This window comes from Pantoea sp. T14 (assembly GCF_036663535.1).
Classification (GTDB): domain Bacteria; phylum Pseudomonadota; class Gammaproteobacteria; order Enterobacterales; family Enterobacteriaceae; genus Pantoea; species Pantoea phytostimulans.
Genome location: NZ_JAWUEB010000011.1, coordinates 36,819 through 62,903 on the forward strand (window position 1 = coordinate 36,819; position 26,085 = coordinate 62,903).

Sequence of the window (26,085 nt, forward strand, 5' to 3'; positions counted from 1 at the left end):
CTTATAGGGCGTAAGAGAGCAGTAAGCAGCCGATCAAACCACATACGGAGATAATGGTTTCCAGCGCTGACCATGAACGAATCGTTTCGCCAATCGTCAGGTTAAAATACTCTTTAAACAGCCAGAATCCTGGGTCGTTTACGTGCGAGAAGATCACGCTACCGGAACCGACGGCAATCACCATAAGCTCCGGGCTGGCGCCACTGCTAACAATCAAGGGTGCCACAATCCCGCCAGCAGTAATTGCCGCCACGGTGGCAGAACCCAACGCAATACGTAACACCGCAGCAATCGACCAGGCCATGAAAATAGGTGACAGGTTGGTTTGGTTCATCATGTTGGCGATATATTTATCTACGCCGCTGTCAACCAATACCTGCTTGAATGCCCCGCCGCCGCCGATGATCAACAGCATCATTGCGATGATTTTGATCGAATCTGTCAGCGTATCCATCACCTCTTCCATGCTACGACCGCGGTTCAGGCCGAAGGTGAAGATAGCGATCAATACCGCGATCAGCGTTGCCATGACCGGATCGCCGAAGAATTCGGCGTAAGGCAGCAGTACATGCCCTTTTGGCAGTAGCATTTCCGCCACCGCACGCAAAGCCATCAACACCACTGGAATCAGCGCAGTCCAAACGCTCACGCCAAAACTTGGCATCTCCGCTTCAGTAAAGGTTTTAGGGTTGTAAAAGCTTTCTGGGATGGGTTTATCAATTTTCTTCAGGAAGCGCGCATACACCGGCCCCGCCAGAATAACGGTTGGGATCCCCAACAAGGTGCCGAACAGCAGCGTTTTACCCATATCAGCGTCAAACAGGGTCGCGATAGCGGTTGGGCCAGGGTGTGGAGGCAAAAAGCCGTGCGTAACAGAAAGTGCAGCAGCCATTGGCACACCGACGTACAGCAGCGGCACACGCGCCGATGCGGCAACACTGAACACCAACGGCAACATCAGGACGAAACCAACTTCGTAAAACAGCGCAAAACCCACAGTGAAACCGGTCAGCACCAGCGCCCATTGAATATACTTGACGCCAAACTTCTTAATCAACGTCGTCGCAATGCGCTGGGCGCCACCACAATCGGCCAACAGTTTACCGAGCATGGCACCAAAACCCATGATCAGCGCCAAACTGCCCAGTGTTCCGCCCACACCGGTTTTAATTGAAGTAATAACTTTATTGACCGGCATGCCCTGCATCACACCGACCGCCAGCGCTACCAGAATCAGCGCGATGAAACCATTGAGTTTGAAGCGGATCATAAGCAGTAGCAGTAACGCAACGCCGATCGCCACGTAAAGTAATGGCATAATTTTTCTCCACCATGCGCACTGACGAGCTGGCTCAGTGCTGGTTTGTTATCGTGGTCCCCAAAGGGTGACAGAACTTAACGTCTGTAAGATGTTTTAACACCTCGACAAACGCTGTTACCGATAACATGTTAAGGGTAACATCGCGATGAAAGCATCACCCTCTCGATAGTGAATTTCTGTTTTGCGAAGGTGATCAACTTTTTGCCAACGCGTTATCAGAAAGTTTGCAGAGGCCAGCGGCGCGCTTTTAGTTACACTCAAATCTTAGCGAAAACTTAAAAGGATGCGCAGGTGAGTGAGAATTTGAGTGAGCTGTATAGCAATCAACGAACTCTGTTTGGCCGTGGAAGCATTGATAAACTGGTGCCGCTGTTAGCGCTACAGCAGCAGCCGACCCTGCTGTTTTGTGGTCAATCATTTCTGCAAAGCCCAGCTTATGCCCGGCTAAAGTCAACGTTGAACGATCACATCATCGGCTATGAAATTGTGCGAAATGAAGCGTCGCCCGCTGATATTGATGCCTGGGTCACACGTTGGCGTGGCCATGTCGATCGCGTTGTAGCCATCGGGGGCGGCAGCGTGCTTGATGCCGCTAAGGCATTTAGTGCGATGATGCAGCATCCGCTGCCGACGGCGCGTTATTTAGAGAAAGTCGGCGACAGCGCCGTTCAGCCAGTTACCTTGCCGATGATTGCGGTGCCGACTACAGCCGGAACCGGCAGCGAAGTGACGCAGAATGCGGTCGTGACCGATCAACACGATATTCAGGTGAAAGCCTCACTGCGCCATCCGGTCTTTGTGCCTCAGGTTGCGATTCTCGATCCCGATCTGTTAAAAAATGCTCCCGATAAAGTCCTGGCAACTTGCGGCATTGACGCCTTTACCCATCTGTTTGAAGCGTATTTATCAAATAAAGGGAATCTGTTTACCCGCCAGCTGGCGTTAACGGGCTTAAAGCAGTTTGTTCAGGCGTGGCCCCAATTAAATCGTGACGATGCAGAAGGTGATAAAGCGCGTGAAGCGATGATGATGTCTTCATGGTTAGGCGGTGTTAGCTTGAGCAGCGCTGGTTTAGGTGTGATTCACGGTATCGCCTGAGAGCTAGGTGCACTCAAGCCTTTTCATCATGGCGAAGTTTGTGGGCGGCTGCTGTTTCCGTTTCTTGAGGTTTTGGCAGAAAGCCACCACATTGAGCAACAACAGTTAATGACAGCGCTTCATGCTCAGCTGTTTAGTGAAACCACGGACTCTCCGGCTCGTTACTTGAAAAACTGGCTGCAGCAGCAGGCGATCACACCATTTTGGCAAGATGGCCCTGCACTAACGCATCAGGAGGTAGAGTGGATTGTGGCGCGCGCCAACAGCAAAAATTCCTTGGTGGATTACAGCAAAGATGAGATGCGATCCATGATTGTGCAGGCATGGCCGATGCTTTGAAGCAAAGCTGGGCAGGCTTGAATCTTGCTCAGTGATAACCCACCCTTTTAAATACTGAACTCACCTGCGCCAGCTTCATCACCTGGCGCCTGAATATTGTCCGGCAATCCGCGTGTTAATTTCCTTCGCCGCCATCGCGCTGCGCCACTGCACACACTAACGAAGCGCCGCGCCCCTCCAGCTTGAGCCTATCGCTTCTACCGCGGCGTTTAACCCCGATATGATAATTTAAAAGTTGATAATGTCATTTTTGAATATCGGTAAAGCAAAGGATAAATCCAGTCAACGCGAAGGTGTAGGTGTAAAAGGTGCCTCGCCCGCTAGCATGTGCTCAATCACCTGCAATACGCCCTGCTCGTTGTTGTGCGGAGCCAGGTAGCGTGCGCTCTCTTTCACCCGCTGCGGCGCATTTTCCATCGCAAAACTGAATGCAGATTGCTTAAGCATTTCCAGGTCGTTGCCGCCATCGCCAAAAGCCAGCACTTCGTCATGCGAAATGCCCCAGCGTTTCGCCAGCAAATCGAGACCGTGCGCTTTATGGTTGCCCGGAACGATTAAATCAACAGAGCCATGCCCGCTGGAGGTCGCTGCCGCCGCGCCTTGATGTAAGCGCGTAATATCAGCCATCAAAGGTTCGACGTAATCATCAGAGAGGTTAAGTGCAAATTTGAACAGCTTGTCATCTTGTACTTCATCGAGGCTGCCGATCTTTTTCAGCCGATGGCAGTAATGACGCATTTTCGCTAGCCATTTTTCATCGGTTTCATCGAAATAATAAGCGCTGTTGCGGCCGCAGAGCAGATAGCGCAAACCCGGATAATGGCCGTTTTGCAGCGTATCGATCACCGCGTTAATGTCGCTGCGAGAAAAGGCGCCGCAAAAAAGCTCCTCATCACGATCGATGATCCATGCGCCATTTTCAGCCACAAATGCAATTTCACTGGCGATGTCAGGAAAGAAAGATTTGAGCTGGTAATACTGATTGCCGCTGGCGACGACAAATTTTATGTTGCGGGCTTTGAGTTGGTGATAAAGGGCGAGAAAGCGAGGCGAGTTGTACTGTTTTTTATCATCAAGAAAGGTGCCGTCCATATCAACCGCAACCATTTTAACCATCGTCATCATGACTCCTTAAAAAGGGAACCTCAGAATGAAGTGTCAGAATAGCCTGGTGAGAAGGAAGCGGAAAGAAGCACGGATGGCCGTAGCCATCCGTGAGGGAAATTAATGGAACGCGTTGCTCAGGATCAGTGAGGTAATCACACCAGTAGCCGCAGCGATCAGCACATAGTTACCGTCAATATAGGCCCAGTGTTCACCGCGTGGCGGCTCACGTAAACCGCGGTCATGCCAGTCATTCACGCGATAATGGTCGCCACGATATTCGTATGGCACTGAGTGACCGCGACGGAAGTCGTGGCCATTCCAGGCGAAGTGATCGCGATCATTACCGCGATCGCCATGATGGTCAACACGAGAGCCGCCACGATTGTCATGATCGCCGCGAGGGCCGCCCTGGTTGTGATGATTATCATGGCCCGCACCGCGTCCGCGGTCGTCATGACGGTCGCCACCGCCCTGCTTTTTCTGCCACGGTTGCCCATGATGATCGCCCGGGCCATCAGCCCAAGACGCGCTTGAAAACAGTGTGCTGCATGCTAAAAGTGATGCGATAAACGTTAATGTTGTTTTTTTCATGGTACTACCTCCAATGGCAACGGCTGATGTATCGCCGTTGAGATGACTATTATCCATATGGAGGGTGTTCAGCATCTCCAAAAGTCTTAAAGATCGGTAACTTACACACTATTACGCTGCCTTATCGATTCCTTAACGATTGTCATAACTTTTGATACAGATGGCGCTGAAAGTTTATTTAGCAAAGCAGACTTTCAGGCATTTAAATAACCCAGAATAAATAAGAACTTTCTGATGAAATAGCGTTAAAAAAACCAATACCTGAAATGTAACTTTTGAAGAATGAAAATAACGGCATAATGCGGGGAGAGTAAAGGTGAATAAAAACCCGATCGAAAACGATCGGGGATTAAATATCCACACCAACCAAACGGGGTAAAACCCTTACATTTTATTAAGGGAAAACTGAAGCACACAACACCACATCACTAGTGCCGCAGCGCAAGAATAGCATCTCCAGCACAGCGAATGGGTGAAAAATTGTCATGTTATACAAAATAATTTTCACTTATTAACTCAGCCGTAAATAAACATTTCCAAAAAAGATAAAATCCATAATAAGGACAAAAATTACTTTCGTAACTCAACAGAAATAGGTCTGTGCTCTGACCAGATAGCGATAAAAATTAAATCAAGACTGCCCTGATAAATATAAAAACAGGAATAAATAAAAAAACGCATGTCTCACAGCTTATATCTCATAAAACATACCGGTTCCCCGGTATAGCCGTTCTGTACTGCTGTTAAGGCACCTCAGTTAAGCATTACTCATTATTCGTTCCCTCACTCACATGCTAATAACTGAACGCTGTAACCAGCAGATAAATCAACGCTAGCGAGAACGGTTTTGATTAAGACTTCAGGAAACATTAAAGAGAAAATTTTGATCAGCGCCTGTTTGATCGGCTTCCGTGTGCGTTACAACGGCAGCGATAAAGCGCTGGTGCTGGATACCCTCGATCGCTGGCAGCGAGAAAATCGTTTAGTCGTTCACTGCCCCGAACTGGCAGCCGGTTTAGCAACGCCACGTTTACCGGCTGAAATTGTTGGCGGCTCAGGTGAGGATGTATTAGCCGGGCGGGCGATGATTGTAGAAAGCGATGGCAGCGATGTCACACAACCCTATTTACTTGGGGCATGGCTGGCGCTAAAAACGGCTCAGGATGCGGGTTGCCGCTTTGCCCTACTCAGCGATGGCAGCCCAACCTGCGGCAGCCAGAGAATTTACGATGGATCTTTCAGCGGTCAGCAGCATCCCGGCGCTGGCGTGGCGGCAACACTTCTTCGTCAGCACGGCATTACTGTTTTTGCCGAGCATCAGGCAGGTGAATTGGTATCTCATCTTGAACAACTCGCAGACCAGCGTATTGCAATCCGATTGAAGTAAAAAGAAGTTAAAAAAATGCGCCGGATTAAGCGCCGCATAGCGGCGCTAAACGTTTAACGTACCAGTGAGAAGAAAATCGCTGAAATTGCGATCAGACCAATCAGTACCACAAACACATTGCTGATCTTACCGCTGTATTTGCGCATTGCCGGGACTTTCTGGATGGCATACATCGGCATCAGAAACAGAATCACCGCAATGATCGGCCCGCCAAGCGTTTCAATCATGCTGAGTATATTGGGATCAAGTGTCGCCACCAGCCAGGTGGTAAGCAGCATAAACAGTGAAGTCAGGCGATTCAGCGTGTTCGGCGCGACCGATTTCCCCTGGCTGCGCAGCGCTTTGTTCACCAGCCCATTAAAGCCTTCACGCGCGCCCAAATAGTGCCCCAGGAACGATTTAGTAATGGCAACTATCGCGATAATGGGGCCGAGCCAGGCAATAACCGGTACGTGGAAGTGGTTGGCAAGGTAAGAAAGAATGGTGATGTTCTGCGCTTTTGCTGCATGCAAATCGTCTGGCGACAGGCTCAGTACACAGCTGAAAACAAAAAACATTACCGTCACAACCATCAACAGATGCGAATACGCCAGAATGCGTGAACATTTTTTCTCCGCCTCCTCGCCATACTCTTCACGCTTCGCCACGGCAAAAGAAGAGATGATGGGCGAATGATTAAAAGAAAACACCATCACCGGAATTGCCAGCCACAGCGTCATCCATAAACCGTTTCCGCTGCTCTGATTCACTTCCATCGTTTGCAACGCCGCACCGTGCCAGTGAGGAATCAGATAGCACGCCATTAACATTAAAACGGCCACGAAGGGATAGACCAACACGCTCATTGCCTTAACGATCATCTGCTCACCGAAGCGCACAATGGTCATCATGCCCATAATCAGCACCAGCGACAGCAGCACACGCGGCGGTGCAACCCACCCCAACTGGTTAACGATCAGGCTCTCAACCGTATTGGTAATGGCCACGCTGTACATCAATAAAATGGGATAGATTGCAAAGAAATAGAGCAGCGTAATGACATTTCCCGCGCCCGTACCGAAATGCTCTTCCACCACTTCAGTGATGTCGCCCGAAGGATTTTTGCCTGAAAGGACAAAGCGTGTTAGCGCACGGTGTGCAAAAAAAGTCAGGGGAAAGGCGAGAATCGCCATAATGATTAACGGAAGCAACCCACCAACGCCTGCGTTGATTGGCAAGAACAACACGCCGGCACCAATCGCGGTGCCGTACAATCCCAACATCCACATGGTGTCGGTTTTCTGCCAACCTTTTTCCGTTGACGTCTCAAGGGCACCCAGCGTGCCGGTTTGCGTGTTTTTCATCTGGTGATCCAATAAACGTGCAATCAACGCCGCTGCGTTTTGCGACTGCAAAATTAACGTCCACTTGCTGCTCTGCCCTGCTTCACAAGGATGAGCACAAGCGCGATGTGCCGGTGAGATCAATGACAACGGGCGCAACTTCAAGAAAATCCGCTGCCTTTGCGTTCAGGTGGTCAACAGGGACGAAGCCCCGTAAAACGCGTCTCCACCCTTTAAAACGTAATCGATTGCGCGGCATCTTTTTACACTACTTGACGGTTTAACATCAAGTTCAGCGGCAACTTAAGCGTTAAACGCGGTAGAAACGGGCAAATTTTGCACGACGTGCACTTTCTTAGCGGGTGGCTGGCAACTGTTCATGTTGTGATTTAAACCGGCCAAAATACTGGCACTCCCATTGTTGCGATGATTGTCGACCTGCTGGCGCATACCTTATCGCGCTTGGTTAGAGGTGCCCCGAACGTTTAACTGCCTGTAAATTTTCCTGCCGTCGTGACGTAATCTTTGCCAGACTTTAAACAGTCCCGTTGAATTGATTTGCACTGTTTTGAACGGCTTAACAGGAGTTAAAACATGAAAATTGCTTGCCTGGGTTGGGGATCGCTGATTTGGAAGCCTGACGTATTGCCACTTGCAGGAAACTGGCAAGCAGACGGCCCCTTGATGCAGATTGAATTTTGTCGCATCGGCGATGGCGGTGAATTAGCCACTGCGATCTGCCAGAATGCCGACCCGATTCCCGTCTTCTGGGCCTGGATGTCGACATCGTCACTTGCATTAGCCTGCAAATCACTGCGCAAGCGCGAAGGCATTCCAGACGACCGTGTGGATGGCTTAGGCATGATGTTGATCGGTGATAAAGCCGAGGGAGGAATAGAGAAATGGGCACGCAGCAAGGGCATTGAAGCCTTGATCTGGACTGGCCTGCCCGCGCGCGTGGATTTTACTGAAGGGCGCATACCCAGCGTTGAGGAGGTACTCAACTACCTTCAACAGCTGTCTGGCGATAAACGCGCCCACGCGCGAAGTTACATTGAGCAGGTCCCGGCGCAAATCGATACGCCTTACCGACGAGCCATTGCCGATACGCTTGGCTGGCAACACGCAAACCCTCAGATTCCGGCGATCACGCCAGTAAATGACGACAAAAACAGCCAATCCGCTTAAATCCTACGCTTATGCCATTTGGCCGCTCGGCTTACTTAAATTGAGCTAGCTACACTTCAATGCAGGTTGAATAACCTGGCGGAAATGTATTCTGCATTCCCCACCCTGAGTCATTCTGATATTGCCGCAACGGTGTTCCTCTTGAATAGACGGCAATTCACTGATCAAAGGAGTCGAACAGATGAAAGCATTAACCTACCATGGCCCACATAAAGTCAGCGTTGATAACGTGCCCGATCCAGGGCTTGAAGCCGCTGATGACATTATTCTGCGCGTGACTGCCACAGCAATCTGCGGTTCAGACCTGCACCTATACCGCGGCAAAATTCCCGGAACCGATCACGGCGATATTTTTGGCCATGAGTTTATGGGGGAAGTTGTGGAAACCGGTAGCGGCGTCACGGCCGTCGCTAAAGGCGATCGCGTTGTCATCCCTTTTGTCATCGCCTGTGGCGACTGCTTTTTCTGCCATCTGCATCAATATGCTGCGTGCGAAAACACCAACAGCGGCAGAGGCGCGATAATCAATCGTAAAAAAATTACGCCACCCGCTGCGCTGTTTGGTTACAGCAAACTGTATGGTGGCGTGCCGGGAGGCCAGGCCGAATATGTCCGCGTCCCTAAAGCCAACGCCGGGCCGTTTAAAGTGCCGGAGACTTTATCGGATGAAAAGGTGCTGTTCCTTTCCGATATCCTGCCTACTGCCTGGCAAGCCGTGAAAAATGCCGAAATCAAAAAAGGCTCAAGCGTAGCGATTTTTGGTGCGGGCCCAGTCGGCTTATTGAGTGCGGCTTGCGCCCGACTGGAAGGTGCCGAGCAGATTTTTATGGTCGATCATAATGATTATCGACTGACATTTGCGCGGGAACGTTACGGTGTAATCCCGATTAACTTCGACAAAAACGACGATCCTGCCGCCTTTATCATTGAAAACAGTGCCGGCAATCGGGGTGTCGATGCGGTTATTGATGCCGTTGGCTTTGAGGCTAAAGGCAGCTTGACTGAAACCGTACTCACCAATTTAAAACTGGAAGGCAGCAGCGGCAAAGCGTTGCGTCAGTGCATTGCCGCAGTACGTCGAGGTGGCATTGTCAGCGTACCGGGCGTCTACGCTGGATTCATTCACGGCTTTCTGTTTGGTGATGCGTTCGATAAAGGGCTTACCTTTAAAATGGGCCAGACGCATGTCCATGCTTACCTGCCAGATCTGTTGAATTTAATCGAGCAAGGGCATTTGACCCCGGAAGAGATCGTTACCCATCACATGCCGCTGGAGGACGCTGCACGCGGTTATGAGATTTTTGAGAAGCGCAAAGAGGATTGCCGCAAAGTGATTCTGGTACCGGGCATGGCAGCCACGCAAGCCACGCTGTAATTCCCAAGGGGCGGCTTATTTTGTCGCCCCGCCTACCTTTTAGTTCTCGACCTGCCTCACGCCCACGCTTCGACCTGCCTGTACATTGCTGCTGCAAAAACCTATGTTTATTCTCTTCAACACTTTGCAGGAACAGGCAGCGTGAACATCAATCAATATGGACAGCAAATCGGATGGGCCCTGCCTGACTGGCAACCCGTAGCAAAACCTCTTCGTCAGGCGATTGTAGGGAATTACTGCCTTTTGGCGCCGCTTGACCCTGAGCACAGTGAAGCGCTGTATCAGGCTTTTTCGTTGGCGGAAGATGATCGTGACTGGACCTGGTTGAGTACTAACAAACCCAACTCCGTTGAAGAGTTGAGGTTTTGGGTAATCGATAAAGTCGATAATCTGGAATTAGTGCCCTTTACGGTAGTAGATAAAACAACGCAGCGCCCAGTAGGCGTGGTGTGCTTTGCCAATATTGAGGTGGATAACGGTGCGATTGAGATAGGTCATGTCACCTGGTCGCCCCTGATGCAGCGCAATGTTATCGGGACAGAAGCCCTGTATTTGCTGCTGAAGACGGTCTTTTCTCTGGGCTACCGCCGCGTAGCCTGGCGCTGTGACTCGACCAATCTGGCTTCGCGTCGTGCTGCTGAAAGGCTAGGGTTTACTTTTGAGGGACGCTTTCGCCAGACGATGACGCGCAAACAGCGCAATCGGGATACCGACTGGTTATCAATGATTGACAGTGAATGGCCGCGTATCAATCAGGCGCTATCCGGCTGGCTGGCAGAGAATAATTTTGATGGCGAAGGCCAGCAAAAGAAAAAGTTAGTCACCTTTTTCTGACACGCTAACCTCGCCGTTATTCACTAATGCAGACGGCGAGTTCTTAGCGCAACCGACCATAACGTCTCTTTGCAGCGCGAACAGGTTCTGCTCTGCCCCTTTTCTATCTCTTCCGTCTGCCCGCAATGGGTGCACGCGTACAAAGCCGTGAAAGGGATCTGCGCAAAATCCTGCCGATGTTCCGGTGGCAACACGCTGAGTCCTGCACGCATTTCATCATCATCATAAAAATAAATGCTGAGTTGCCCATCGACCTCAATCAGCGCCAGTCGTACCTGACCGAGATGTTCTACCCCATCCTGACGCAGTTCCATAAAAAACTCATCTTCAGAAATATTGAGCTTGTCGAGACTTTCAAGAACATACAGGCCTTCTTTGATCAGCGTGACAACATCGCCCTGTATCCACTTAGAGAAGCGCACGCTACGCGCAGTGAGAAACGTGGTGAAGCGGTATAAGGCCAGCATCACGATAAACACTAAAACCACCGGCAATACCGGCACATCATCATAAAAAGTGACATCACCGGACGCCGATCCCAGCGTCAAAATCACTACCAGCTCAAACAGTGACAGCTGACGCACGCCCCTTCTTCCCGATACCTTAAGAAAGGTAAACACCACGACATAAGCCAGTAATACGCGCACCACCACTTCAAACAAAAACGTAGCCGGTTGGTCGTTGAGCAAAAATCGATGCCAGTCGAATGAAAGCATATAAAACATCCTGAGTGATGAGAGGTGAGCCCACTGAGCGACACCTTTCCCTGCATGCCTGATTATTTAGGCCATACCATAATCAAGCCGGTTTAAAGTTGCAAAAGAGAGTGGGAGCGGCATTTAAAGCGGAGCGCGTGTTATTAATCCTGAGATCGTATTAAACCGAAAAGGATCTTCTTCCGTTAAAAACAGATCTTGCCCCCTTCCTCTTAAAGTCTAATGTTTACAAAGAGATTTCCTGTTAAAGACCGGAACCACTTTACCGCTTTGCTTTTTCTTTTTTACTTCAATAGTTTGCTTAAAAATCGTGCTTACCTATACTTTCCAGTAAGGTTTCCTTTTTCATTTGAAATGTATGAGAAACCTATACAAATCAAAACCTCGATAGCGTTAGCGCTTCTCCCGCTATCTTCTGTTTGCCTGGGATGCATTTTCTTGCCCGCACAAACGTTCATCGTTTTTCGCATGGATCGTCTGACAAATCAGAAGGGTTAGGCCAGCCAGTCTGCATCGTATTTCTCTTCTTACCTGACTCGTCCTCCGACGACATGTCAGCGAGAGGCTTTTGCTCTTTTTTTTGTACAGGAGATGCAATGACGCCATTTTCCAGTTTTTGGCTGGCCGGCTATGAAGGTGCCGATCACGTTAATCCGCACGGTGAAGCATTGGCAATGAACCATATCAATGCTCATCAGGCGCGCTGCGCAGAGGATTACGCCGCACTCAAGCCCTTTGCAATCAACACGGCACGCGAAAGTGTCGGTTGGCGACTGTGTGAACGCGATGACAGCTATGACTTTTCATCCGTGGCGCAGCGTATGGCGATGGCAAAACAGCACGGCATTCAACTGAGCTGGACAATTTGTCATTACGGTTGGCCATCCAATGTCAGCCTGTTCGATGCTGACTTTATTCCGCGCTTCGCCGCTTTCTGCGGAGCGCTGGCGGGTTTTCTTGCGCCTTGGTATGACGACGCGCCGGTTTATTCCCCCATCAACGAAATCTCTTTTCTGAGTTGGGGTATTTCGGTTGGTCTGTTCGCGTTGCCCGATATTCCTCAAGAGGATCGGGCCGATGCCGCCAAGCAACAGTTGGTGCGCGCCACGCTGGCAGCGTGTGACGCGATCTGGCAGGCCGATCCGCGCGCGCGAATTTTGCACTGCGATCCGCTGATTCACATTGTGCCTGAAGATGAAAGCGAGGCCAGCCAGCAACAGGCGGAGAGCATGTGTGAGACGCAATATCAGGCATGGGACATGTTGAGCGGCAAGCGCAATCCCGAACTGGGGGGGGATCCACGCTATTTGGATCTCGTGGGCGTCAATTACTACCACGACAATCAATGGGAAAACACCAGCAACCGCCGACTTTATTGGCACTTGGGTGACGCACAGCGCAAACCGCTGAATGAGATGCTCTCACATGTATATCAACGCTATCGACGCCCTTTGCTGTTAGCGGAAACCAGCCACGTCGGCAGCGGACGCGGTGCGTGGATTTTACAAGTCAGCGCGCAAGTCGCGCAGGCGCAGTTGTCAGGCGTTGAGCTGCTCGGCATCTGCCTTTATCCCATCATCGACCGACCGCTGTGGGAAGATCCTGGCTTCTGGACCCGAAGTGGACTTTGGGATCTTGATCGACTCGGCCCCGATCCCTTTGCGCGCCAACTGCAGCAACCTTACGCCAGCGCCCTTCGCCAGGCACAGCATGCCTTACAAGCTCTTACCTTCTCTACCCAGCACGATCAGGAGAACACTATGAAACAACCGGTTTTAATTGTATTCAGTCATTTACGGTGGGGATTTGTCTTCCAACGGCCACAGCATTTGCTGACGCGTCTGGCACGCTATTACCGCGTGTTATTTGTTGAAGAACCGCTGTATCAGGCAGGCCCGGCAGGATTGAAACAGAGCGCCCCCGCCGCAAACATTACCGTAATCCAGCCGCATACGGATATTGAGGCACCCGGTTTTCACGATAGCCAAATCGCGCCGTTGCAACTGCTGCTGGCAAGTTTGCTGGAAGAGAATGAGCGCCCGCTGGTGTGGTTTTACACGCCGATGGCACTGCCGTTGTTGACGCCCTTCAAGCCCGCGCTGGTGATTTATGACTGCATGGATGAACTTTCCGCCTTTCATCAAGCTCCGCGCCAATTGCAGCAGCGCGAATCTGCGTTGTTAACGCGCGCTGATTTAGTTTTTACCGGCGGCACCAGTTTGTATGAAGCGAAAAAAGACAAACATCCGCAGGTACACTGTTTTCCCAGCAGCGTTGATGCAATCCATTTTGAGCAAGCGCTGGATCGCAGCAATCATCATCCTTTGCATGATGACGTTCCGCCATTGCGCCTTGGCTACTATGGCGTGCTGGATGAGCGTATCGATTTGCCGCTGATTGCCGCGCTGGCGGATAGCCATCCTGAATGGCAAATCGTGATGGTTGGGCCGGTGGTTAAAATCGATCCGGCCAATTTGCCACAGCGGCCCAATATTCACTGGCTTGGTCAGCAGCCTTATCAGGCGCTGCCGCAGTTCCTTGCGGGTTGGGATGTTTGCCTGATGCCCTTTGCCATCAATGCATCGACTCGCTATATCTCACCGACCAAAGTGCTGGAATACATGGCGGCGCAACTGCCGATTGTCAGCACCGCCATTGTCGACGTGGCACGTCATTATGCCGATTTGGTTGCGGTGGCGCATAACCCTGCGGAATTTATCCAGGCTTGTGAAGCGGCGTTGCAGCTCCCGTCTGATGAGCGATTGACGCTGGCAAAAAAAATGCAGGCAAAGGTAGCCGCCACCTCTTGGGATCGTACCGCAGAGCAGATCCACGCACTGATGCAGCAGGCGCTGATACAGGAGAACGATGCCGCGCAGCGCAGCGGTGAACCCACAGAAAACGATTCGGCAGTGCGCTGGTTAACGCCACCCACTGAAGAGTCTGAAGCGGTGCCCTGCCTGATTATTGGTGCCGGGCCGACCGGCCTGAGCGCGGGTTATCATTACGGTGAAGGCGCAGTTGTGCTGGAAAAAAATGCGTCACCCGGTGGGTGGTGCCGTTCAATTGAAGACAACGGTTTTACCTTCGATTACGCCGGGCACATTATGTTTTCGCAAGATCCTTATGTCCTGCAACTTTATGAAATGTTGCTAGGCGATAACTTACATTGGCAAGAACGCGAAGCCTGGGTTTACAACGACGGGATTTATACGCGTTACCCTTTCCAGTCAGCACTGTATGGCTTGCCTGCCGACGTGGTGAAAGAGTGTATTTTGGGCGCCATTGATGCCCGTTACGGTGAGACGGAAGCGCGCACTGTGCCGCTGGATGTGGCGCGTCAGCGCCGTGATTGTTGTGCTGACGGCGCGATACCCGATGGCGATTCCTGTGCAGTTGAAGGCGAAGAAAGCGCTGAGAATTTCGAGCAGTTTATTATGCGCACTTGGGGAAAAGGCATTGCCCGCCATTTTGCCCTGCCTTACAACAAAAAGCTCTGGAAGGTGCCGCTTTCCGAGATGGAAACCTCCTGGCTTGGCGGTCGCGTGCCATTACCGGATTTAGCACAAATCATTGATGGTGCAATCCAACCACTGGCGAAACCGGTTGGGCCGAATGCGCGTTTTGGCTATCCGCTACACGGCGGTTTTCAGGCGTTGATGTCAGGCTTTTTACCGCATCTGAAATGTACGCTGGAAACCGATGCGGCGCTGGTGAAAATCCTGCCACAGGCGCATATCGCCATGCTGGCGGATGGGCGTCATTACCGTTATGAACAGTTGATCAGCACCATGCCGTTGCCGGAATTGATCAAAATAATGGGTGATGAAGTCCCTGAAAATGTGCAGCTTGCTGCCAAAAAACTACGATACGTCTCGGTACGCTGTGTGAATTTAGGCATTGATCGCGCCAACCTGACTGAAAAGCACTGGATTTACTATCCGGGTGACACGCTGTTCCATCGTATTTTTGTCCAAGGCAATGCCAGCCCGCACTGCAATTCACCCGGCGGATTTGGCCTGACATGTGAAATGACCTACAGCAAAGAGAAGCCACTCATGCTGCAAGGTGACGCACTGATTGAACGCTGCCGTGAAGACTGCATCAAAGTGGGCATGATTCGTCCTGAAGATGCGATTATCTCTGCCACTCAGGTAGATATGCCTTATGCGTATGTGGTTTACGATCATGCTCGACAGGCGAATGTGGCCCTGATTCGCCAATGGCTGCTTACTCAGGATATTCATCTGTCGGGACGCTACAGCGAGTGGGAATATTACAATTCTGACCACGCTTTTCTTGCCGGAAAACGTGCAGCTGAAAACGTGAAAATGCAGCTGCCATCGCAAAGTACTCGCGTATAAATAACGGAATATAAATCGAGCCAGCTCATCAGAGCTGGCTTTTTTATAGACGACAGCCTGGCTTTAGGCCACGGCGGGTAGGCATTTAGTGGTTTTTAAACTTTCTAACTGATTTAGCCGCACATCCGCTTTTTTAGTGGCGGAATGTTTAGCCAACCCATTTCCCAAACCAAAGTCACCAATAAACCCCAGCACCGTCAGCACATCGAAACGGCCCGTTTCGCTGATTTCACTCTGTACGCTGTGGGCTTTAACGATTTCCTGTTCAACGGCTTTGCAATCAAAGGCGGTGGTTTCTTCTGTCGTCACCGCAGGTGCTTGCGGATATTGTTTGGTCGCGCAGCCCACCAGCATCATGGCGACGACGATTAGCCTCAGTTCTTTCATTATCTTGCTCATTTTTTGCTCGGTTACTCTCTTATCGGCAGATTCCGCTGCTTTCATTAATATTCTTAATCTACTTTTTTCAAACGAACCCGCTACGCTAATGTAGGCTTCTGTCCCGCCTGTTGCGGTAGGCACACCAACGCGCGTCGTTAAAAGGCCCAGAACCTGAGGAGAGAAGATGTCGACTTTTTCACTGCTTGCCATCCCTTTTTGGGATTGGCTCTGATCCTGCTGGCGCTGGCTGCGGTAAAAAAACAAAAAACCTTTCTTATTGTCGGTTATGTATTGATGACCTCATCGGTTGTAAATGCCGTAATCGGAATGACTTTAGGTTGACCAAGGAATGTTTTATATGAGGTTTTTCAATGCGCTTTAAAGGATTGAATATTGGGTTTTTCCTGCTGATTTTGGCGATCGTAACAGTCGCCTTCTTCGATGTGTTATCCCCTTACTTTTCTCCCATTTTGTGGGCTGCGGTATTAGCGGTAATCTTTCATCCGCTTAAATCACTGCTGCGCAACAAACTGGGCGACCGCAACGGGCTGGCTTCGCTGCTGACCTTGCTGTGTATCTGTTTGATCGTGTTCACGCCGTTGATGATTATTGCCTCTTCGTTAGCGGTAGAAATCAACGCGGTGTATACCAAATTGCAGGGTAATTCGACCCAGTTTCCAACGGTTTTTGCTGAGTTAATGCAGCATTTACCGCAGTGGGCGAAGCATTATCTAACGGAGCATAATCTGGATAATGCAGCGCAAATTCAGCAAAAACTCTCTGAGTTTGCCCTGAAAGGCGGCCAGTATGCGGCGGGCAGCGTATTTATCATCGGTAAAGGCACGTTTAGTTTTACCGTGGGCTTTGGCGTGATGCTTTACCTGCTGTTCTTCCTACTGAAAGATGGCTCTTATCTGGTGCATCTGATTTTAGAAGCGCTGCCGCTTTCGACCTACGTTAAACACCATTTGTTAGGAAAATTTGCCGCTGTCTCGCGTGCAACCGTCAAAGGTACGGTAGTCGTAGGCATTGTGCAGGGTATTTTGGGTGGACTGGCCTTCTGGTTCATCGACATTGATGGCAGCCTGTTATGGGGCGCGTTGATGGCCTTTTTATCCCTGATCCCCGCCGTGGGTTCTGCGATTATTTGGGCACCTGCCGCCATCTTCTTCTTTGCCACGGGTGCGTTGTGGAAAGGTCTGTTCCTGGTGGGCTTCTTCGTGATTGTGGTTGGCCTGGTGGATAACATTCTACGCCCACTGCTGGTGGGCAAAGACACCAAAATGCCAGACTATATGATTCTGATCGCCACGTTAGGCGGAATGGAAATTTACGGCATCAACGGCTTCGTTATTGGTCCGGTGATTGCTGCGCTGTTTATCGCCTGCTGGAATTTGCTCTCTGGGCGCGATAACCGCCAGAACATTGAAGAGCTTGATGAAGAGGTTATCGAGGAAGGCAAAAAGCAGTCGGACACCGCAGTTGAAGAAAGCAAAAAGCAGCTGGACACCCCCGCTAAAGAGTAATGCTTCCAGATTGTGAATATGCCAACCATAAAAAAACCCACCGCATTGGTGGGTTTTTCTTTTAAACAACTTGCTAAATCAATTAGTTAGTTGCTTTGTTTTTCAAATCTTCTGCACCCTGCTTGGTTTTATCCCAGCCTTTCTCAGTGCCTTCTTTGGTCTTGTTCCAGTTTTTCTGCGCGCCTTCCTCAATCTTGCTGCTGGTGGCGTTGCTTTTGCCTTCCGCTGCGTTTTTAGATTTGAGTTTCAGCTCTTCGCCCTGGTGCTGAGATTGATGCAGTTTTTCTTTCGCTGTATCGGCGCCTTTGTGCGCTTCAGCAACCGTGTTATCGGTAGTCGTTGCGGCGAAAACAGGGGACGCCAGTAAAAGTGCAGACAGTGCAATCATTGTTTTCTTCATAATTCCCTCTTTTATAAAAAGTGCCGTGTCAGGTAATTATCCTGGCATATGAGGTTGTAGAAAGATTTAAGAATAAACCAGGAATGAAGAAAGTGGCTTGAGCGCCGAAAATTTAACCAAAAAACAGCATAATTCACCGTTAAAGCAGATCGAGCTGTGGGTTGGTGTCCTGTTTTTTCACTTTGCGCGTTTTTGCTACAGGCGCAGGCTTCTGCATTTGCTGATGAATCCAGTGCAGGATGACTTCAACGGCATACGCCTGTTGCTCAGTCGTCAATGCCTGATGCTGAGGAATCGCGTGCCACTTGCGCAAACAGCCGCGACAGCAGGTGCCGGTAGCATGTTGAGCAATAAATACCGGATGACCGCGCATCGGCGTTTGCTTGCCGTCATTAGTTGGTTCGGCTGCTGCCAACCTTTGTTTGATGAAGTCAGCCGCATGTTCGCGTACCTGAACTTCGCCTTTATTTAGGCAATAATCATATTCAATTTTACCCAATGCAAAGCGCTGCCTGAATGGAGAGCGCGACAGACGCTGAAAAAGATCGTCGAGTGGCGTCATAAAACCTCAGTGAACGAATGGAAAGGCAAAATAGCGGTGAAAAGTATACTGGATTTTATTCACGTTTTTGAGTGGCTGCAGAATCGAGTGATGTCCGAATTAAAAAAACCGCCTGGAGGCGGTTTTGAGTTTTTAGATGTTTTTAGCAGGATCGGGAAAGTCATTTCCATCTTCATCTTCCAGCGGATCAATCCCTTCATCTGATCCTTCAGGTAACTCTTCATCGTCATCTTCATATGCCGGATATTCGGCATCATCAGGAACCGGTTCTTCATAATCGGGACGTTCAGACATGGTGACCTCCGTGATTGCTGTGGTTGGTCTGTTAACTGTAGTCCTCCCACCCCAACAAGGCGTGCGGCACTTCACGAAAGCGTGAGAATAGCGCGTTATCTGCGGTGATTAAGCACTCTCTTTCCTTCCCGACAGATAACGTACGCCCTGCTCGCCAAATTCCTCGCGATGCGGCACGTTGGGTTGCAGATGAAAAATCTCTCCTGCCTGATAAGTCTTTTCGCTGTGTTCCGTAAAAATGGTGATGTCGCCATGAGTAATCAGCGCCATCGCCTCAAAAGAATGCACATGGTTATCGAGTTGCGTTTCGGGAGCTCGCTCAACCCAAACCGGTTCATCAAACCCTTTATCCGCTAATAATTTTCGGAATTCTTGCTCGGTCATCTCGCCTCCTGAGTATTGGCCTGCCTTAAGCATAGACAATGATGCTTTTGCGCTACTGCGCTGGGGTGAAGAACGGGCTACCGCTGGCTCTGTTGCCGCTGAGCACGGCCAACGAGTTTGCCCCTGCGCTGGGCACTTCGACCGAGTTGGTACACAACTTAACGGCTGAATCCAAAAAACATTGGGCATTGCTGGAGCGGCGTTCGCCGCCTTTCTGCTGCTGCGACAGAGTCGCCAATTTAGGGCCAATTCAATAAAGAGAATAAAAGAAGTTCAGATCAAAATCGTCCACATTTCGGTTGGCAACGGACGCTTTTATGGGCGGCGGCATGACGGCGAAAAAATGCAGCACCGATGACGGATGACTTGATGTTTATAGTCTTGAAGTTGCGCATTGGTAGCAAATGATCTCCCTGCTTTACGACATGGTACGCAGCACCGTTGGCGCACGGTTAGAGCATGAGTACAACCTCATTACATTAACGCGGATGGCGAAATTGTGGGTTAAATTCCGACGGCTTAACAACGCGTTGAGCGTCTTTTCACCTTGCCTGAATGCGCTTACAGCGCTGCCTTTTAGGCCATAAAAAAAGCCACCCTGTCCGGTGGCTATTTCTAAAGTAAAAGCAGAATGCGTAATGTGGATTTCAGCACCAACCGCTTTTCTTAAGACTTATTCTAACAACCCGTCAATAAGATGCAAATGAAATGTAACTTTATAGAGGCGAAAAATCATCCTACTGAAACCGTAATATTTCGCTGTGTCAGGGGATTAAGCGCGTTCGATATGAGGGTAATAGCATAAGGGCTAACGCCAGAATTACATTAAAACAACCACACCGTAAATTCTCCTTCACTTAAAAGAATTCAGAGGATGTGGCTGAGATAAAGCTGCTGCTCCGGGTGCCTCCCGGTAAGCCATTGAATGGCCAAACCGGCTCATGTTCGATTACCCACAGTATTCACCGTGATGACCATTTACATCCTGCCGCTTAGGAGGATTAGCAGCAACAATGCAGCCTAACACTTGAATGGTAGATAGGCATGAGGGCAAAATCTTATATTGTATTACTAATGCACTTTTTATTATGTCGGCACTAATTTTTTGCCGTTTCGCTAATAAACGTGTTTGGTAAGAATGACAAGACATAACAGAACCACTCGCGTTACGTCTGCTGGTTCACTTCAATGGCCGCCGAGTTACAATTCAACAGCAATGATTCGCAATGCTCAGCCAACTTTTCAGGATTGGCTCTTACTGAACACATCAGGAAAATCAACATGTCGATTTTCACAAGGTGTCCCAGCCTGTAATTGACTTGAAATGGCATATTGACTCCAATAAAAAACCCGCCGAAGCGGGTTATATAAATATTTGTTTTAGTCGACTTTTTCGCAATCGTATGTGCCATGTATACGTATCTGGCTTTGGTGAGTACGAATCACCTCTACATTCAAAATCGCTTTGCCATCTCGATATATTTGTTCCATTCCCAGCATACCCGGCGCTTTAGCGTTTTTTACCCGCCACTGTAACTTAACGTTGTCATAGTCACCTTTCTCTTTCAGAAAGGTAATTTTCTGCGTCTCTGACCGTTCACCATTGACATAAATCCAACCACTTTTATTAGCCTTTAAATAGAAAGGGCCACATTGCGTTGCCGAGAAGGCGGAAGCAGTGAACATCATTAAAGAAATTAAACAGATTATTTTTTTAATCATGACCAACAAAACTCCGTTGAATTTCAATGCAGGTAAATAAATCTGACAACCGTATCGTAAAGAGCCTCGATGCTTAATTTGCTCACTTCCTTGTTCTCATAAACATGTAGCAGGATAAATGCCAAAGGGAAACTGATGCAATGGGAAACAAATAACTAAAGACAATGAGCTCTGTAAGTCGCATTGAATTCGTTTCAGCCATAACCTTCTTCATGATGGGATTTTGATTGATGTAGACTATTGGTCTCTTTGAGAATTAATAACATAAGCCTGTTTCCAGCCAGTGTCGACAATGAAACATATAGCCGTCTGGCTGGGGGATGTTGCCGGTAATGAGTAATTGGTGTTTTGGTTATAAATAATTATTTTGTTTTTGTGAGGTAAATGAGTTTTTAGATTGCATACGTATGCAACCATGAGGGTGTAGAAAGAACAGGTATCCTGCGGGATTAGGCTGGGAGTAGAACAGCCATGAAATTTGCCCGCAGGTTTAAGTTGAAATAGGTAATCACTCAATGCGAACTATGCGTCTTGTACCACCGTCTGACTGCCGGGAAGAGATCGCCCGACGACTGGAGATAGTCGAGCAGAACCTGCACCTTAACGCGATTCTCGGGGTAAACCCGGAGGCCATTTCTCAAGCAGAAAAGTGTCAGCAATTACGCCGCGAAAAGAAAAGCTTGGGGCCCTTGCATGGCATCCCCCTCATTGTAAAAGATAATATTGCCTGTGCGTCTTTGCCGCTAACGCTGGGGTGTAAGGCGCTGGAATCGGTCATCGCGGCTAAGGATGCTTTAGTGATCCAGCGTCTGCGTAAAGCAGGGGCGATTATTCTGGCAAGGGCGAATATGTCAGAGTTTGCTTTTGATGTTCGCTCGCGGAGTTCTCTGGGGGGCGATGTCCGTAACCCACTGTGCCCGGCGTTAACCGCAGGCGGATCCAGCGGGGGCAGTGCTGCTTCTGTGATTGCCGGAATGGCAGATGGTGCGCTGGGAACCGATACCGGTGGTTCGATTCGCATTCCATGCAGCTACACCGGGTTGGTCGGACTGCGTCCCGCTTTCCGGAGACAGCAGCTCGCGGGCGTTGCGCCGCTATCCGTGAGCAAGGATACCGTTGGCCCCATGGTCCACAGTGTCCGGGATGCAGCGCTGTTACATGGCATTCTGCACGGTGAAGAGGTTGCTGAATTATCGCCAACATCGCTGAAAGGCGTGCGATTAGGCGTGATTCGCGCGCTGGAGTCAGAAAATAGCGATGAGCGAACAGTCTGGAACAAGGCGCTGGAGAGATTACGCCAGGCAGGCGCAGTCATCGTAGAGATCGCTCTGCCCATTCTGGCGGAGGTTGAATCACAGTCTTGCCTGAGCATGTATGAATTCCCGGTCGCCATAAACAGCTGGCTGGCGGCACAAACAGCCGTGCCGACAACGCTGCGGGGAATTATGGATTCCGGTGAGTGCCTGGCTGAGTTTATCCCGCTGCTTGAAAAAATGCTGGAATGTCAAAGCCTGAAAAACCCGTTGTGGTTGAGTGGACGCCGCTTTCAGCGACGATTAACCCATGCACTCGGGCTGGCTGCAGAACAGAATCGTATCGAGGGTTTTCTTTATCCCACGGTTCGCCGACTGCCAGAAAGCCTCAATAAAATGCCCCCTGGCTGTGCGCCTGAACTGGCCGCCATCAGCGGTTTGCCCGCCATAACAATGCCGTGTGGCAGGACGCAAAAGGGGCTGCCGGTAGGAATGGAAATTCTGGGGAAGGAGTCGGATGAATTTTCTTTGCTCTCTCTGGCGTTGGGGTGTGAATGCGCCCTCATGAGCAATGAAATATAGGTATGGACAAAACAGACATCACGTTAAAAGTAATGTGGTCCGTAGCTGTTATCTGTTCATTGGGCCCGTGATTAAAAGGCGATCCTGCGCCATGAATATATGTTGGTCGTTGGTGAGGCGGATGGCGCGATCATGGTATCGTCAGTTGATTTTCAATCGCATCAAATATGACCAGTAAATGGTCTGCGACTGCTCTAACGCGTAGCTAACCTGCTCAGTCTGAATACATCACCAACCATAATGCCTGATCGAAACCGATATCAGGATTAACGCAATGCATATTTCTTTCGCTTGAATCGCCACGGATCATCAAGACATTTCCGAGTCGTTGATAATATTGGTTTTCTTATTCAGAAAGTGGCATCTGATTATTCGAACCATGCCGACGGCTACAGTTATAAAACATTTCGATGTAATCGAAAACATCACTGCGGGCTTCTTCCCGCGTTCCGTAGATCTTTCTCTTTATCCGTTCGCGTTTCAGTAGCGGGAAAAAGCTTTCCGCAACCGCATTGTCGTGGCAATGACGGAACCACAACAGCAAGCGTCAGGAAGATGCGCGTAGATTCCAATACCGCATGGCGGGCAGCATTAAAACGGGCAGGTATTGATGACTTCCGCTTTCATGACCTTCGGCACTCATGGGCAAGCTGGTTGATTCAGGCTGGCGTTCCGTTATCTGCTTTGCAGGAGATGGGTGGCTGGGAAAGTATAGAGATGGTACGTCGTTATGCTCACCTTGCACCGAACCATTTAACGGAGCATGCGCGCAAAATTGACTCACTTTTAGGTGATCACGACACAAATACGACACAAGGAGGAAATCAGGTAGGATTGAAGCTTGCGTAAGTGCTTGAAAGGTATTGGTACGCCCTACAGGATTCGAACCTGTGACCTACGGCTTAGAAGGCCGGTGCTCTATCCAACTGAGCTAAGGGCGCATGGAGATGGCGAGGATTATACGGGCCGACCCGAATGAGTCAACGCTTTTGACTTATCAATCAGCATGGTTGCTGAAGTTTAAGACAATGTCAGCAATTCAAAACCTGACAGCGCGTCGCGCTTCTGACAAAATAGGCACCTTCCCCGATTTAACACAACACAGTGGATTTCCTCTCTGATGGCAGCAAAAATTATTGACGGTAAAACGATTGCGCAGCAGGTGCGTCTTGAGGTTGCGGAAAAAGTGAAGCAACGTCTGGCAGCCGGAAAACGTGCACCGGGTTTGGCAGTCGTTCTGGTAGGTGAAAATCCTGCATCGCAGATTTATGTCGGCAGCAAACGCCGCGCCTGCGAGGAAGTGGGATTCATCTCCCGCTCTTACGATTTGCCCGCTACCACCAGCGAAGCCAGGTTGCTGCAGCTGATTGACGATCTCAACAATGACCCAGAAATCGATGGCATTTTGGTACAGCTGCCGCTGCCAGCGGGCATTGATAACGTCAAGGTGCTGGAAAGTATCACACCGGATAAAGACGTTGATGGCTTCCATCCTTACAACGTCGGTCGTCTGTGCCAGCGTTCGCCAAAACTGCGCCCTTGTACGCCGCGCGGCATCGTCACGTTGCTTGAGCGTTATAACATTGACACTTACGGCCTCAATGCCGTGGTCGTTGGCGCATCAAATATTGTTGGTCGCCCGATGAGCATGGAACTGCTGCTGGCGGGATGTACCACCACCGTTACCCATCGTTTTACCAAAGATTTGCGTCATCACGTTGAGCACGCCGATCTGCTGGTGGTGGCGGTCGGAAAACCGGGCTTCATTCCAGGCGACTGGATCAAGCCGGGCGCGATTGTTATTGATGTCGGCATTAACCGTTTAGAAAGCGGGAAAGTAGTAGGCGATGTTGATTTTGAAGCGGCCTCTGAGCGCGCAGCGTATATCACGCCAGTACCGGGCGGCGTAGGCCCGATGACAGTAGCAACGTTGATTCAGAATACGCTGCAGGCGTGTGAAGAATTTCACGACAATGAGGTGAAATAATGGCGAACTTTTCTCTGGGAAAATTCCCGCACGTTGATCTTTGTGATTTGCTCAAGCTGGAAGGCTGGGTTGAAAGTGGCGCAAAGGCCAAGGTCGTGATTGCTGATGGTGAAGTGCGGGTCGACGGCGCGATTGAAACCCGTAAGCGTTGTAAAATCGTTTCTGGTCAAACGGTTGAATACGCAGGTAAACGCATCACCGTGACCGCATGATGTTCTGGCGTCCCTGCGGGGACGCCTTAAACCCACGCTTCTCCCACCACGCGCGTCTCGCCTTCTATTTGCTCCAGCTCAATATGATTCAACGCCGTATGCTGACGAATCAATGTGGCCAGTTTGGGCGAGTGACTGGTAATCCACAATTGACTGAACTGGCTGGCCTCAGCAATTAACCGCGCCAGAGCGGGTAATAAATCTTCATGCAAACTGTTTTCAGGCTCATTCAGCGCCATAAATTGAGGGGGTCGCGGACTCAGCAGCGCCACGACTAAACAGAGAAAACGCAGTGTGCCATCTGAAAACTCAGCGCTCTCCAACGGCCGCAAAATACCTTTGCGCGACATCAGCATTTGAAACCGGCCATTCTGCACATCGACGTGAAACTCGCTGTCGGGAAACGCTTCACCCACCACCTCAAACAACAATTCATGATGACCACGCTCAACAATAGTGGCCCATGCCGCTGCAAGATTGCTGCCATCATGCGCCAGCACCGGCGCACGCACGCCAATTTGTGGTGCGCGAATGGGCGAACCGGGCCAGACAGCAAACTCGTGATAGAAACGCCATTGGCGCAGTCGCTCACGCAGTTGTGACAGTTCAGGATAGCGATGCGGTTCACCTAGCTGCCCGAACAGCGACTCTTCCGGGTGCAATACCGCCGGATAAGCGATGCGCTCACCGTCAATATTATGCAAAAAAGCGGTCTGATTTTTACGCTGCATAATGCAGGCTGAAGGACGTCGTTGATGACCACTCATCCACAGATGTTCTTCCTTCACCAGTGGATCAAGGTTAAACAAGCTCGTTGCAAGCGGCTCAGGAAAGCCAACCTCCAGCTGATAATCCATATCATCCATTTGCACCGCAAGAGAAAGCCGTTTGGCATCGTGTCGGCGATCGCCTTGGCGCAAACCTCCGGCCCACATCGCTTTTTGGATGCCACCCTCTTCCGCTAATGCCAAGGCCAGTTGCCCGCAGGCAGCTTCATGCAGCAGGCGCACCGCTTTATAGAGGTTGGATTTGCCGCATCCGTTTGGGCCGCTCACCACGTTTAACTGCTGCAGCGGCAGGGTCAAATCCCTTACCGAACGGAAGCCGCGAATCTGAAGCTGCTCAATCGACATAATAAAA

Annotated in this window: 22 protein-coding genes, 1 tRNA gene and 3 pseudogenes; 12 read left to right on the forward strand and 14 right to left on the reverse strand. The window is 50.1% G+C overall.

Features of this window, described 5'->3' with window-relative positions; genetic code table 11:
* Window position 1 precedes the first annotated feature (1 nt).
* Window positions 2–1,318 carry a gluconate transporter gene (gene gntT / locus SC127_RS03870; protein ID WP_215847377.1) on the reverse strand — a complete coding sequence of 439 codons (1,317 nt, stop codon included), beginning with the start codon at window positions 1,316–1,318 and terminating at the stop codon, window positions 2–4.
* 294 nt (window positions 1,319–1,612) lie between these two features.
* On the opposite strand from gntT, the pseudogene SC127_RS03875 reads away from it, so the two are divergent.
* A pseudogene (locus SC127_RS03875) lies at window positions 1,613–2,758 on the forward strand (iron-containing alcohol dehydrogenase).
* 282 nt (window positions 2,759–3,040) lie between these two features.
* On the opposite strand, the gene SC127_RS03880 reads toward SC127_RS03875, so the two are convergent.
* Complete coding sequence (locus SC127_RS03880; protein WP_332625455.1) at window positions 3,041–3,880, reverse strand: Cof-type HAD-IIB family hydrolase; 840 nt, start codon at window positions 3,878–3,880, stop codon at window positions 3,041–3,043.
* A 102-nt stretch (window positions 3,881–3,982) separates the two neighbouring features.
* Complete coding sequence (locus SC127_RS03885; protein ID WP_332625314.1) at window positions 3,983–4,456, reverse strand: RcnB family protein; 474 nt, start codon at window positions 4,454–4,456, stop codon at window positions 3,983–3,985.
* 868 nt (window positions 4,457–5,324) lie between these two features.
* Between SC127_RS03885 and SC127_RS03890 the strand changes: the two genes are divergently transcribed.
* Complete coding sequence (locus tag SC127_RS03890) at window positions 5,325–5,843, forward strand: DUF523 domain-containing protein (protein WP_332625457.1); 519 nt, start codon at window positions 5,325–5,327, stop codon at window positions 5,841–5,843.
* 53 nt (window positions 5,844–5,896) lie between these two features.
* Here SC127_RS03890 and SC127_RS03895 read toward each other — a convergent pair whose 3' ends face one another.
* Entirely contained in the window at window positions 5,897–7,186 is a 1,290-nt protein-coding gene (locus SC127_RS03895) for an HAAAP family serine/threonine permease (RefSeq protein WP_332625459.1), read from the reverse strand.
* Window positions 7,187–7,759: 573 nt separating this feature from the next.
* On the opposite strand from SC127_RS03895, the gene SC127_RS03900 reads away from it, so the two are divergent.
* The 3 genes from SC127_RS03900 (at window position 7,760) to SC127_RS03910 (ending at window position 10,562) form a co-directional block, all read left to right on the forward strand.
* A complete protein-coding gene (locus SC127_RS03900) occupies window positions 7,760–8,353 on the forward strand; it encodes a hypothetical protein (RefSeq protein ID WP_243078363.1) in 594 nt (197 codons plus the stop codon).
* A gap of 181 nt (window positions 8,354–8,534) precedes the next feature.
* Window positions 8,535–9,728: a zinc-dependent alcohol dehydrogenase gene (locus SC127_RS03905; RefSeq protein ID WP_243078364.1), complete on the forward strand. Its 1,194-nt coding sequence runs from the start codon at window positions 8,535–8,537 to the stop codon at window positions 9,726–9,728.
* Window positions 9,729–9,869: 141 nt separating this feature from the next.
* On the forward strand, window positions 9,870–10,562 hold the full coding sequence (locus SC127_RS03910) for a GNAT family N-acetyltransferase (protein WP_243078365.1): 693 nt from the start codon (window positions 9,870–9,872) through the stop codon (window positions 10,560–10,562).
* 23 nt (window positions 10,563–10,585) lie between these two features.
* Here SC127_RS03910 and SC127_RS03915 read toward each other — a convergent pair whose 3' ends face one another.
* Complete coding sequence (locus SC127_RS03915; RefSeq protein WP_243078366.1) at window positions 10,586–11,278, reverse strand: DUF421 domain-containing protein; 693 nt, start codon at window positions 11,276–11,278, stop codon at window positions 10,586–10,588.
* A 596-nt stretch (window positions 11,279–11,874) separates the two neighbouring features.
* Between SC127_RS03915 and SC127_RS03920 the strand changes: the two genes are divergently transcribed.
* Window positions 11,875–15,642, forward strand: a complete 3,768-nt coding sequence (locus tag SC127_RS03920; protein ID WP_332625318.1) for an NAD(P)-binding protein — start codon at window positions 11,875–11,877, stop codon at window positions 15,640–15,642.
* A 63-nt stretch (window positions 15,643–15,705) separates the two neighbouring features.
* Here SC127_RS03920 and SC127_RS03925 read toward each other — a convergent pair whose 3' ends face one another.
* On the reverse strand, window positions 15,706–16,029 hold the full coding sequence (locus tag SC127_RS03925; protein ID WP_332625460.1) for a hypothetical protein: 324 nt from the start codon (window positions 16,027–16,029) through the stop codon (window positions 15,706–15,708).
* 365 nt (window positions 16,030–16,394) lie between these two features.
* Here SC127_RS03925 and SC127_RS03930 point away from each other — a divergent pair, with 365 nt between their 5' ends.
* Window positions 16,395–17,549: an AI-2E family transporter gene (locus SC127_RS03930; protein ID WP_243078368.1), complete on the forward strand. Its 1,155-nt coding sequence runs from the start codon at window positions 16,395–16,397 to the stop codon at window positions 17,547–17,549.
* A gap of 82 nt (window positions 17,550–17,631) precedes the next feature.
* Here the strand turns inward: SC127_RS03930 and SC127_RS03935 are convergent, their stop codons facing one another.
* From SC127_RS03935 to SC127_RS03950, 4 genes are all read right to left on the reverse strand, one after another.
* Window positions 17,632–17,949, reverse strand: a complete 318-nt coding sequence (locus SC127_RS03935; protein ID WP_215847385.1) for a hypothetical protein — start codon at window positions 17,947–17,949, stop codon at window positions 17,632–17,634.
* Between the two features lie 139 nt (window positions 17,950–18,088).
* On the reverse strand, window positions 18,089–18,511 hold the full coding sequence (locus SC127_RS03940) for a DUF4186 domain-containing protein (protein ID WP_215847386.1): 423 nt from the start codon (window positions 18,509–18,511) through the stop codon (window positions 18,089–18,091).
* A gap of 132 nt (window positions 18,512–18,643) precedes the next feature.
* Window positions 18,644–18,805: a hypothetical protein gene (locus SC127_RS03945; protein ID WP_215847387.1), complete on the reverse strand. Its 162-nt coding sequence runs from the start codon at window positions 18,803–18,805 to the stop codon at window positions 18,644–18,646.
* A gap of 108 nt (window positions 18,806–18,913) precedes the next feature.
* Window positions 18,914–19,189 carry a cupin domain-containing protein gene (locus SC127_RS03950; protein ID WP_243078369.1) on the reverse strand — a complete coding sequence of 92 codons (276 nt, stop codon included), beginning with the start codon at window positions 19,187–19,189 and terminating at the stop codon, window positions 18,914–18,916.
* Between the two features lie 38 nt (window positions 19,190–19,227).
* Here SC127_RS03950 and SC127_RS03955 point away from each other — a divergent pair, with 38 nt between their 5' ends.
* Window positions 19,228–19,446: a hypothetical protein gene (locus tag SC127_RS03955; RefSeq protein ID WP_332625323.1), complete on the forward strand. Its 219-nt coding sequence runs from the start codon at window positions 19,228–19,230 to the stop codon at window positions 19,444–19,446.
* Window positions 19,447–20,569: 1,123 nt separating this feature from the next.
* Here the strand turns inward: SC127_RS03955 and SC127_RS03960 are convergent.
* Entirely contained in the window at window positions 20,570–20,908 is a 339-nt protein-coding gene (locus SC127_RS03960) for a hypothetical protein (protein ID WP_332625462.1), read from the reverse strand.
* 527 nt (window positions 20,909–21,435) lie between these two features.
* Here SC127_RS03960 and SC127_RS03965 point away from each other — a divergent pair.
* Window positions 21,436–22,746 (forward strand): amidase, encoded by a 1,311-nt coding sequence (locus SC127_RS03965; RefSeq protein ID WP_332625324.1) that lies wholly within the window; start codon window positions 21,436–21,438, stop codon window positions 22,744–22,746.
* 346 nt (window positions 22,747–23,092) lie between these two features.
* On the opposite strand, the pseudogene SC127_RS03970 reads toward SC127_RS03965, so the two are convergent.
* Window positions 23,093–23,272: pseudogene (locus tag SC127_RS03970) on the reverse strand (IS3 family transposase); the annotation flags it as partial.
* Between SC127_RS03970 and SC127_RS03975 the strand changes: the two are divergent.
* Window positions 23,272–23,595, forward strand: a pseudogene (locus SC127_RS03975) (site-specific integrase); the annotation flags it as partial. The pseudogenes SC127_RS03970 and SC127_RS03975 overlap by 1 nt on opposite strands.
* Window positions 23,596–23,610: 15 nt before the next feature.
* On the opposite strand, the gene SC127_RS03980 reads toward SC127_RS03975, so the two are convergent.
* Window positions 23,611–23,687 (reverse strand) — tRNA-Arg (locus SC127_RS03980).
* A 179-nt stretch (window positions 23,688–23,866) separates the two neighbouring features.
* Here SC127_RS03980 and folD point away from each other — a divergent pair.
* Complete coding sequence (gene folD / locus SC127_RS03985) at window positions 23,867–24,733, forward strand: bifunctional methylenetetrahydrofolate dehydrogenase/methenyltetrahydrofolate cyclohydrolase FolD (protein ID WP_215847390.1); 867 nt, start codon at window positions 23,867–23,869, stop codon at window positions 24,731–24,733.
* A complete protein-coding gene (gene ybcJ, locus SC127_RS03990; protein ID WP_332625327.1) occupies window positions 24,733–24,945 on the forward strand; it encodes a ribosome-associated protein YbcJ in 213 nt (70 codons plus the stop codon). The genes folD and ybcJ overlap by 1 nt, the downstream gene beginning before the upstream one ends.
* A gap of 26 nt (window positions 24,946–24,971) precedes the next feature.
* Here ybcJ and SC127_RS03995 read toward each other — a convergent pair whose 3' ends face one another.
* Window positions 24,972–26,078 (reverse strand): AAA family ATPase, encoded by a 1,107-nt coding sequence (locus SC127_RS03995; protein ID WP_332625329.1) that lies wholly within the window; start codon window positions 26,076–26,078, stop codon window positions 24,972–24,974.
* Window positions 26,079–26,085: the final 7 nt, after the last annotated feature.

Coding starts and splice junctions, on each gene's coding strand:
- SC127_RS03950 (WP_243078369.1), bottom strand. CDS start 19,189: ATGACCGAGCAAGAATTCCGAAAATTATTAGCGGATAAAGGGTTTGAT.
- SC127_RS03900 (WP_243078363.1), top strand. CDS start 7,760: ATGAAAATTGCTTGCCTGGGTTGGGGATCGCTGATTTGGAAGCCTGAC.
- SC127_RS03920 (WP_332625318.1), top strand. CDS start 11,875: ATGACGCCATTTTCCAGTTTTTGGCTGGCCGGCTATGAAGGTGCCGAT.
- SC127_RS03940 (WP_215847386.1), bottom strand. CDS start 18,511: ATGACGCCACTCGACGATCTTTTTCAGCGTCTGTCGCGCTCTCCATTC.
- SC127_RS03915 (WP_243078366.1), bottom strand. CDS start 11,278: ATGCTTTCATTCGACTGGCATCGATTTTTGCTCAACGACCAACCGGCT.
- gntT (WP_215847377.1), bottom strand. CDS start 1,318: ATGCCATTACTTTACGTGGCGATCGGCGTTGCGTTACTGCTACTGCTT.
- SC127_RS03965 (WP_332625324.1), top strand. CDS start 21,436: ATGCGTCTTGTACCACCGTCTGACTGCCGGGAAGAGATCGCCCGACGA.
- SC127_RS03930 (WP_243078368.1), top strand. CDS start 16,395: ATGCGCTTTAAAGGATTGAATATTGGGTTTTTCCTGCTGATTTTGGCG.
- SC127_RS03955 (WP_332625323.1), top strand. CDS start 19,228: ATGATGCTTTTGCGCTACTGCGCTGGGGTGAAGAACGGGCTACCGCTG.
- SC127_RS03995 (WP_332625329.1), bottom strand. CDS start 26,078: ATGTCGATTGAGCAGCTTCAGATTCGCGGCTTCCGTTCGGTAAGGGAT.
- folD (WP_215847390.1), top strand. CDS start 23,867: ATGGCAGCAAAAATTATTGACGGTAAAACGATTGCGCAGCAGGTGCGT.
- SC127_RS03885 (WP_332625314.1), bottom strand. CDS start 4,456: ATGAAAAAAACAACATTAACGTTTATCGCATCACTTTTAGCATGCAGC.
- SC127_RS03880 (WP_332625455.1), bottom strand. CDS start 3,880: ATGACGATGGTTAAAATGGTTGCGGTTGATATGGACGGCACCTTTCTT.
- SC127_RS03905 (WP_243078364.1), top strand. CDS start 8,535: ATGAAAGCATTAACCTACCATGGCCCACATAAAGTCAGCGTTGATAAC.
- SC127_RS03925 (WP_332625460.1), bottom strand. CDS start 16,029: ATGAAAGAACTGAGGCTAATCGTCGTCGCCATGATGCTGGTGGGCTGC.
- SC127_RS03935 (WP_215847385.1), bottom strand. CDS start 17,949: ATGAAGAAAACAATGATTGCACTGTCTGCACTTTTACTGGCGTCCCCT.
- ybcJ (WP_332625327.1), top strand. CDS start 24,733: ATGGCGAACTTTTCTCTGGGAAAATTCCCGCACGTTGATCTTTGTGAT.
- SC127_RS03945 (WP_215847387.1), bottom strand. CDS start 18,805: ATGTCTGAACGTCCCGATTATGAAGAACCGGTTCCTGATGATGCCGAA.
- SC127_RS03895 (WP_332625459.1), bottom strand. CDS start 7,186: ATGAAAAACACGCAAACCGGCACGCTGGGTGCCCTTGAGACGTCAACG.